Source organism: Algimonas arctica (genome assembly GCF_014652695.1).
Taxonomy (GTDB): Bacteria; Pseudomonadota; Alphaproteobacteria; order Caulobacterales; family Maricaulaceae; genus Litorimonas; species Litorimonas arctica.
The window spans coordinates 1-9,032 of record NZ_BMZH01000030.1 but is presented as its reverse complement, the minus strand read 5'-3'; the positions used below and the strand labels follow the sequence as shown (position 1 = coordinate 9,032).

General features: G+C 54.3%; 3 protein-coding genes and 1 pseudogene. 1 reads left to right on the top strand and 3 read right to left on the bottom strand.

Going from position 1 to position 9,032, the window contains the following annotated elements; translation table 11 throughout:
• A partial coding sequence (locus IE105_RS15070; RefSeq protein WP_189499715.1) for an autotransporter domain-containing protein occupies positions 1-2,263 on the top strand: 2,263 nt, incomplete at its 5' end.
• A 139-nt stretch (positions 2,264-2,402) separates the two neighbouring features.
• On the opposite strand, the pseudogene IE105_RS15065 reads toward IE105_RS15070, so the two are convergent.
• From IE105_RS15065 to IE105_RS15055, 3 genes and pseudogenes are all read right to left on the bottom strand, one after another.
• Positions 2,403-3,107: pseudogene (locus tag IE105_RS15065) on the bottom strand (IS6 family transposase).
• Positions 3,108-3,206: 99 nt separating this feature from the next.
• Positions 3,207-3,680, bottom strand: a complete 474-nt coding sequence (locus tag IE105_RS15060; protein WP_189499714.1) for a DUF11 domain-containing protein — start codon at positions 3,678-3,680, stop codon at positions 3,207-3,209.
• A gap of 87 nt (positions 3,681-3,767) precedes the next feature.
• Positions 3,768-8,837 (bottom strand): DUF11 domain-containing protein, encoded by a 5,070-nt coding sequence (locus IE105_RS15055; RefSeq protein ID WP_189499713.1) that lies wholly within the window; start codon positions 8,835-8,837, stop codon positions 3,768-3,770.
• Positions 8,838-9,032 lie beyond the last annotated feature (195 nt).

Sequence of the window (9,032 nt, the reverse complement as noted above, 5' to 3'; positions counted from 1 at the left end):
ACCGGCGGCGGACGGTGCTGTGACGGTCGATGTTGCGGCGGCTGCGGCGACGGATAGTGCGGGTAATGATAGCACGGCAGCAACGCAGTTCTCGATCACGAATGATGGTAGTGCCCCGTCTGTATCGATTGCCTCGAGCTCGGCAGACGTGACTGGACCGTTCAGGGTTCAGTTCCAGTTCTCCGAAGATGTTACCGACTTGCTGGCTGAGACGGTTCTGATCTCAAACGGGGCGTTGTCAGACTTTAGTGGTTCGGGTGCGGCGTATTCGGGACTTGTGACCCCGACGACTTTGGGCTCTGTCGATATTCTGCTCCCCGCTGGCGCAGCCCAAGACGTCGCGGGCAATAACTCTACTGAGGCCTCACTGAGCGTGACGGCGTCAAGTGGGGCTGGAGCGGTCAGCGTTGTTGTTGCGTCAGGAGACAATCCTGCTGACGTCAACGGGGCTATCACACTCGCTAACCCAGGGAGTACGGCATTAAACTTCATTGCCTACGCCGACCAACCTTGGTTGGACGTGGCGCCCGCGTCAGGTGAAATTCCGAGCCTCGGCAACCTCGAAGTGTCATTCAAGATCAACGATCTCATCCTTGATTTCCCGGCGGGAACTTACATCGCGAATGTTATTGTCGAGGTCGATGACGGAATAGGCCAAGCAAGCGCTGCGACTAAAGCGTCTGGTAACAGGCCTTTGGAAGCGACAGGGCGGCGATTGATCGCGGAAATTCCTGTGACAGTTGAGCTGCAAGAACAACGCGGCGATTTCGAACTAATCGTGCGCACGCCGAGCGGCCTGTCCAACGGGTCCAGCTTTCTCTTGACGTCCGATATCGCGGCGATTGACGGGCAGGCTGTGGCTACTAATGCGGGGGAGAGCCGGTTTGCCGTTTCAAATCTGCTCAACGGATCATACCTGATCGAACAGCCTACCTTGGACGGATATCTTATCGCTGATATTACCTGCGCGGGTGACACGGACAATGGCAATGCCATCGATATTCAATCCGGCCGGATCAGCATTGATCTGGACGCGACGGAGCGCCAAACCTGTATCATCACGAATAGCAGAAATGATGCCGCGATCCGCCTCGCAACCATGAAGGCTATTCGTGGCTTTATGGAGCGTCGTGGTGACCGCATACTGTCGGCGGCTCCGGATTTGTCGAAACGGTTCGCTGCGCGTGAACAGGTTGGGGCCGGTGCGTTTAACGCCGACGCCAATGATTTGCGGGCGTCCATGAGCTTTGAAGGCTCGCTATCCGGTGCTCGCAATCAAGCAAAGGCGAAGGCTGTTGGCGACAATGCTGACCTCGTCAAACCTCGCTTTGACGGTTGGGATGTCTGGACAAGCGCAGAATACGCAAAGGTGAAGGACAGACGTGACGGGGTTGGTGTTGATAGTGAGTTCTTTGTGGCTCAGCTCGGCGCAGATTATCAAGTGCGGGACAATTTGCTTGTGGGGGGGTTAGTGCAATATGACTGGATGTCAGAGGATGACGCAGTCATCACGCCGGATGTGGGCGCACTCAGAGGCGCAAGGGTAGACGGCGACGGCTTTATGGTCGGACCCTACGCCGTTTGGAAACCAGCCGAGAATCTCACTGTCGACGCCATGGGTATCTTTGGTCAATCTTCAAATAATATCGATCCATTCGGGTATTATAAAGATCAATTCGAGACCGAGCGGTTTTTGTTGCAAACGAACGTGACCGGTGAATTCGATTGGGGCGGTTTGCGGGTCCGGCCACAGCTGGGTTGGGCACATTACGAAGACCAGCAGGAAGATTATATTGATAGCCTTGGTATCCAAATTCCGTCTCAAACAGTAACAATCGGTCGCCTCCGAGCCGGACCGGAATTTGTCTGGTCACATCGCAATGACGATGTTTTACTAGAGCTGGGATCGAGCCTCAGAGCGGTCTGGAATTATGAAGGTGCCGGCACTCTCGACCTTAACACTGGTAGCCTGTCGACAGGCGGCGATCCAATCCGCGTCGATGGCGGACTGTCGGCGAGCTTAGCCTTTAAATCGGGCTTCCGGGTCAGCGTCGAGACGTCACTTGACGGTATTGGGCAGGGTGACTTTAATGCGCGGTCAGGCCGAATTTCATTCAACTTCCCCTTCGGCGGTGCGGGCCGCGCAGGGACGTCTCAAAAGCCGATCTTCTTTCCGAGCAACCAATCTGCCGCTATCAACGGATGCGGGGGAACATCGTCACTAGATGGGCAAAGCGCTTTCTGCGCAATGCAGCGGTTTTAGTTTCTTTGCGACGGCTCACTCTTTTTGGCGATATAGTGATCGGAGCTTAATACAAGGTAACCCACCTTTGAGTGTTGCGATCGTTGGGTATTGTCAGCTTAAACGGCTACGGCCGGATTTCTAACAAATTGCCCCACGATTAGACAGCAATCAACTCACGCCATTGGCTGAGGGATGCATCACGCATCGCTTTGAAACGGGTCCGGCTTTCGAGATGTCTCTGATGGTTGAAGTGGTTGTAGACTGAGGCGTGGGTAGAGGTGAACTTCTGTAGGGTCGAAGGCTGCCTGACGCGGGTCATGCCGCGCTCTCGTCGCCTGAACGGTCGGTGTGAATTCTCAGCTCGGTTGTTGGCATATTGCTCGGTGTTCTGACGGCTCTGATTACCAATGTCGCGCATAGCAGCTCCTTAGGGCCGGAGCTTGTCTGTAATGACCATTGGGGGTGGACCGTAGCGTTTCATCGCCTTCTTCAAGAACCGTAAAGCCGCGAGTTTGTCGCGGTTCTTGGTGACATAGCACTCCATGACCTCCCCTTCATGATCGACGGCCCGCCATAGGTAATGCTGGACCCCTTTGATCTTCACGAAGACCTCATCGAGGTGCCACTGCCATTGGGTATGCTGGCGCAGATACGCCGAGCGATTAACCCGTATCTGCTTTGCGAAGACGGGCCCAAATCGGTCAACCCAAAGACGAATGCTCTCGTGGCAGAGGTCGATGCCACGCTCATGAAGCATATCTTCCACATTCCGGAGCGACAGCGGGAAACGGACATACATCATCACGGCAAGTTGGATGACTTCCCAAGATGTTTTGAAATACCGGAACGGGTTCTGGGTCATGCGCAAACCCTATCACATCGCTTCAAACGAAAGTTTCCCTGACAATGCCTCGACAAGCTCTGTAATCAAAGCGTTCTGATACGCGCGAAATATATAGATCTATTTCAATACGGCTTTGAATTGCAGCAAACCGTCCGCTTCAGCCGGAACAGGGCGGATCGACACCCAACGGACATGGGTGATGTCCTCGGATCCGGCCGGGGCCATGATGCCGCCGCCCATATCGACCCTTAGGTCCGTTCGATTGGTAAAGCTTTGACCGTCATCTGTTGAAAAATAGGTCTCCATGCCGTCTTGTTCGGCGGACCCCTCTTGGAACGTCACTTCGGCAGGCACGGGCATGGTCAGAACCAAGTCTGTGACAGGCGCGTCGCTATCGTTCATATAGTCGATCCGGTAGACAATGGTCTCGCCCGGAACGACGAGTTTCGCCTCGACATAGCGGGTCTCAATATCGCCCGACGGGGTCGTGGTGACAATTTCTTTCAGCGCGCGCTGTGTCGCCGATAAGGCGAGCGCGGCGGGCGCAGTCGCAAGCATTATCAAGGCGAGAGCGAATGACAGCGCTTTCATGATCAGACTCCAGTTTCGCTTCATTTTAAGCGCGAAGACTTAAGAACTGGCTAACCCTAGTAGAGCCTAAAACATCAGCGTTTATGGCTAGTTAAGCCACACTGCGGCGGGCGAGTTCGGAGCGTCTTGACGCTGGCCGGGCGACACATGCTGCAACAGCCCGCGTAAAGAGCGTTCGTCAAATTTCATCCGGAGTTTCAGATAGACGCCTTTGCGACTCTGCTCGGCGGCGGCAAAGTCGGCATCCTCGAAGCCCGCAAAATTATACCCCAAGCTCATCCAGATATTATCAGCCGGGGCGAAACCGAGGCTCGGCCCATAGCTGTAGCGCTGGTTGCCCGCGTCATCGAACAGAATGGATCCTGTCAAACCTAAATCTATATACGGAGAGACATCGAAGCGAGTTTCCGCGCCGACAAGATTGACCAAAGATGTTTCCCGGCCAAATGAGGCGTCTTCCAACACATATTTAATGCCGTGGTTGAACGACAGTTCTAAATTCTCGCGCACCATCATATTGGCGGACAGGTTATTCACCCATTTGGTTCGCGCCCGCTGGGTGCCGCCGCTTTGCAAACCGAAATCCGTGCGGTTGAGGATAATCAGGCCATTTCCGTTTGGTCTCCAGGCGACGCCCATCCGGACATCGACCTGTTCAGAACTCGCGCCCGTCTGTGGGTCTCGAAGCGTGATGCGGGACGACCCGGCCATAGAAAGACGTTCGCTTAATTCGCGCGCAACGGAGGCCGTGACAATATAGGCATCTTCGCTGACGGCCTGACGGGTTTCCCCGCGAATAGACGCCACCATAAGATCATCCCGATAGGATAGGCCGGCATAAGCTGCGGTGAAGTCCTCATTTATTTCGAGCGGTGAGACGGCGGCGTCTGGTGCAACCTGTATAAATTCATCCATGACACCCACGCTGCGGGCGAAAACACGGCGGCTGCGTAAGCCCGCCGATGCGGCCCAGCGCTCAGACAGGCGCAATTCTTGGTCCAACGTCAACGTCGCGCCAAAGCGGCGTAAGGACTGGCCTTGGACCAGGTCGGATGATGCAGATAGGGTGGATCCACGCCATGGATTGACTGTGACGCCAAAAGCCGTGTTTTGAGCTTTCGTAGATCCACTCTCCGTGATTTCATGGCGTAAGTTCAAGATTGCTCGCGACCCCAACGTTTTATCCATACCGATTAGGGTGCGTTGCGGGAAGTCTGAGACCTCATCGCCGCCGGAAATGGGCTGCTCGCGACTGGCGAGTAAACTGAGGCCTAGTCGTGGAATAGAGTAGTTTGCCCGTGCCAGTGCTAAAACGGATTCGCGCAAACCCCGGCCAATTAAACGGTCCCGTGCCGCACGCAGGCCAGCGGCGAAAGACAGACGGGCGGATTGATGTTTAACGGTGACTTCGCCGGCATCCCGCGTGTCGCCTGTCGTCAGATTTTCTTCCCGGTAAAGCGCTGTGTCCAACGTCCGAACCCCGCGCCGCGCTGCGTCTTCGGTTGTAAATTCTGATAAGCGAATACTGCCGCGCAATCCATATCGACGGATCGAGCTGGTATTCGAATTGGTTTGGCCCAGTCCAAACCCGGCTTCTTCTTCGCGATAATAGGCCTCGCCGGACAGATTGCGACTTGTATGTGTGATTTCGGCAAGTTTCGCTTCGCGGACCCCAATCATCGATGCGTCTTCGGACGCGGCATATTCCAACCGTAACTCCGTATCGGCACCAAATTTCAACAGACCGTCAATTCCAGCGAGCCGCTTCAGGGAGCCAGCCGAAACATGACTGCCGTCTTCCGAAATCACATTTACACCGAGCTTCAATTGACCGTCGAGCAAGGTTGCCTGCGCCCGCCCCCCGAAAGTAATATTGCGCTCGACCTGTTCAGATGTTTCGTAATCAACGATAATGACATTGGGGTTGAAATCGGCATCGCTCAACGCAACCGGGAAACTAAAGATCAACTCGCCCGTGAAATAGTCCAACGTATAATCCCGAAAGCGGACCAACTCGCGTCGATCCAGCACGATGTCGGCGCGTACACGGTCGCGCGTCTCAACGATGACCGTCTCTGACTGCGCAAGAATGTCTGTGTTGGAGAGGCGGTAAGGGCCTGATGTGCCGTCAGCGGGCAGCTCATCCTTGGCAAAACCCTGATTGGTCTCCGCCGCGAAAGCCTGCACTTGGAAAGTCTCGCTAAGATACTCAGCCTTCAGACCAGAAAGGCGGCGGTTATAAAGTGTCAGTTTGCCTTCCTGAAGTCCTGTATCAAAATCACCAAACAATGCGTAGGCCGTGTCTTTTTCGAGTTTCAAGAAGAGCGGGTATCGGCTGCTCCCGTCCAGAGCCTGATAAGAGGCATCCCCGTAAAGCGTGTAATACGCATTGGGGTCGATCTCTGTGAGGAAATCACCATCGCGGCTCCCTCGACCCTTGTCTGTATCAATGGCCAAGGTCATCAACCATTCGCCTTTGATCATACCTTTAGCGAAAAAAGCGACGCGGCCATCCGCGGATGTTTCCGTCGTGCGAGTGACGCCCGCAGATTTTGATCCCGCCAAGCCGACCATATTGTCCCGAATGCGCTCACTCGCAATCGTCGTTTCTGCAAGTCCAACCACGATCCAGTCACGCTTTTCTGGACGAATATAAAATTCGACAGGGACGATACGACCGTCATCCAAGGTCACCTGAACAGTGACCGGGCCGGTTTGCAACGTGGGTTGCAGCCGCAGGCGCAAGACTCCGTCTTGTTCGACAAAGAGGCGATCATCCGCGCCCAAGGCTGAGATATTATCGACCTCACTTGGTCCAAATTGATCGTTCCGGGCGTCTGATTGCAGCCGATAGGGAGTTGGAATTGAAACGCTGGCTTCGCGCCCAACATGAACCGCTCTGCCCGCACGATCTTCTAATCGGATTGCAAGAACAGGCGTTGTGCGGCCATCGGCAACCAGAATTGACTCGCTCACAACGGCGGAGGCGCGGGAAATTTCCTCGACATAGGCAATGCGTTTCTCAACCACGGCCAAGATGCCGCCTTCGGCGGACTGAATCGTCACTGAAATCACATTTTCGCCTGAGAGAATGTCGACACCTTTGAAATGGCTGATCATCACAGTACGCAGAACATCAGTGTCTCGAGCCACCAAATTGGCCGTATCAACTGGGCGACCATTTACGGTCATCGCCACTCGGGACCCAACGGGATGTTTAATCCCAACATTAATGGACGGTTTAGACGGTGTTCGGTTTGGGTCAGGATAAACCCACTCTGGCGCATCGGTCTGCTTAGCTAACCAGACATCATTAAAACGCTCTGCGTCTGAGAGCGTTTTTTGATCAGTCACCTCATTTTTCGCCAAGCCATTATTCACGGACTTTCGTAGGAAGAAGTCAGCACGCCACAGGCCGCCACCCTGCACATCAACAAATTGAGATTGAGCGCTCCCAGTATAACGTGTGTTTTCTTTACAGCGAACGAGCTCGTAGTCGGGGGGTAGAGTTTGACGATCAACTTGGACAACATGAGTGCCTTGACGGACGCCTTCAAAGTGAAATTGTCCGTTTTCGTCGCTAACAACATACGCACCTGTTTCCATGTAAATACGGATACCTGCAACGCCGCGCCCCCGCTGGATAGCTCGGACCCAAGGCGCGTCAATATCGCAGGCTCCTTCTGCAATCCGGCCAGTCACAGTGGCGTTTGATCGCAATAAATCTTCGCGCAGTGTCAATGACGAGCTGGCTCGGTTTGTGATGGCTGCCCCTGTATTGTCTGTTCCAGCAGCGGTGGCTGTGGCTTCACCGACCCACACGTTTGGGCCAATTATTGCGGTAAAATCAATGGATGCGGACCCACCAGGACCGAGCACACCAAGTCCATATGTCAAGCGACGGCCATTGGGATCAATGACTGGCTCGGGTCCGACGCTGCTTGCCCCTTGGGTTGAGCCCTCAATATAGCGGAAGCCCTTTGGCAAGACGGTATCAAGTGTAACAGGGACTGTCGCTACGCCGAGGTTGATCACTTGTGCCGTATAGGTCACCAGGTCGCCAATATCAGCGAAAAGTGTATTGGTTGACAGCGTCACACTGAGATCGGATTGCGGGTCTAGCGGAATGTCGAAGCGAATAGGGCCCGTTTCTGTGTGCTCAAATACATCACCAAAAGAGGGTGTTGATACCAAAAACCCAGCCCAACCCCGTTCAGCGATTGTACCTGAATTGAGAATTGAGGCGAGCCCGTAACCGGTCGGGGATTCAACTTGTATCTTATAACGACCGGGTTCAACGCGTGGGAAAATGAAGGCGCCCGCTCCGGGTTCATAAACGGTTCCATCTGCATCCATCGTCACCGCACCACTGATAACGTGACTTGGATATGGTGTGACGTCGTCGATGCCGAAAACGGTTGCTTCCGCGCCAGTGTCGACGTTGATCAGGCGCACGCCGACGCCATCGATAAGGCCTCCGGAGACAGAATCGAAAATACGGTTTTCTGCGATGATTTCAGATGTATTGGTCGCGTTAATAACGGCGCGGCGATTGTCTTCGAACTCGGCAATAATATCTTCACCGGATATGATGGATACATACCCGTCATTGGGAGCCTTCGCAGACCGTGTTGTTGGGAGGTAAGCCCAAAACACCCCGGTATCCGGACCAGTCTCATAGAGGCGAAACACGTCAGTATCACCAGATTGCGTGAAAATTTTCAGCGTGAGGGTTTCGATCAAGCCTGAGGTATTATTGCCCGTAATATAATCAACTGAAATAAAGATGGGCTCTTGAGGTAGAAATGTGTTTGCGCGGGAAAAACCCAAAGGAGATCCAAGATCAATCCCAGTGCCAACCAACCCTTGTGGATCAACTTGAATAAAGGGTCCGTCCAAACTTCCCGAAGGACTGAAGTCGGCCCCATTAATGGAGGCCGTTAACTGAGGGTTGTTGGGGGTAAACCGGAAGAATTTGACAATGGGGTCAACCTGAGGGGGGACAATTGTGAAAGAGACAGAGTTCGTCGGGATAATGACTTGTGTGCCACCCACGTCATAGCTCAAATTCGCATTTCCCGTGACTTCTGTGCCGAAGGTGGCCGCATGCGCGCTGGGCAATAGGGCCACCCAAAGGGTCGCTATTAGCAGGCACAACCTGCTGCTCTTATGTTTGACCCACCTAACCATTCCCGACAAGCGAGAAGGAGCGAACGCGCTCTTAGTGGCGCGTATTGTGCCCCCTCCCCCTATTGAATCAGTGCTCTGATTGTGACGGTTGCCACCGTAGGAGTCCCTACAGACCCGGACGCTATCGTCGCGCCGGTAAAGTTGATGACGCAGGCGCCGCCT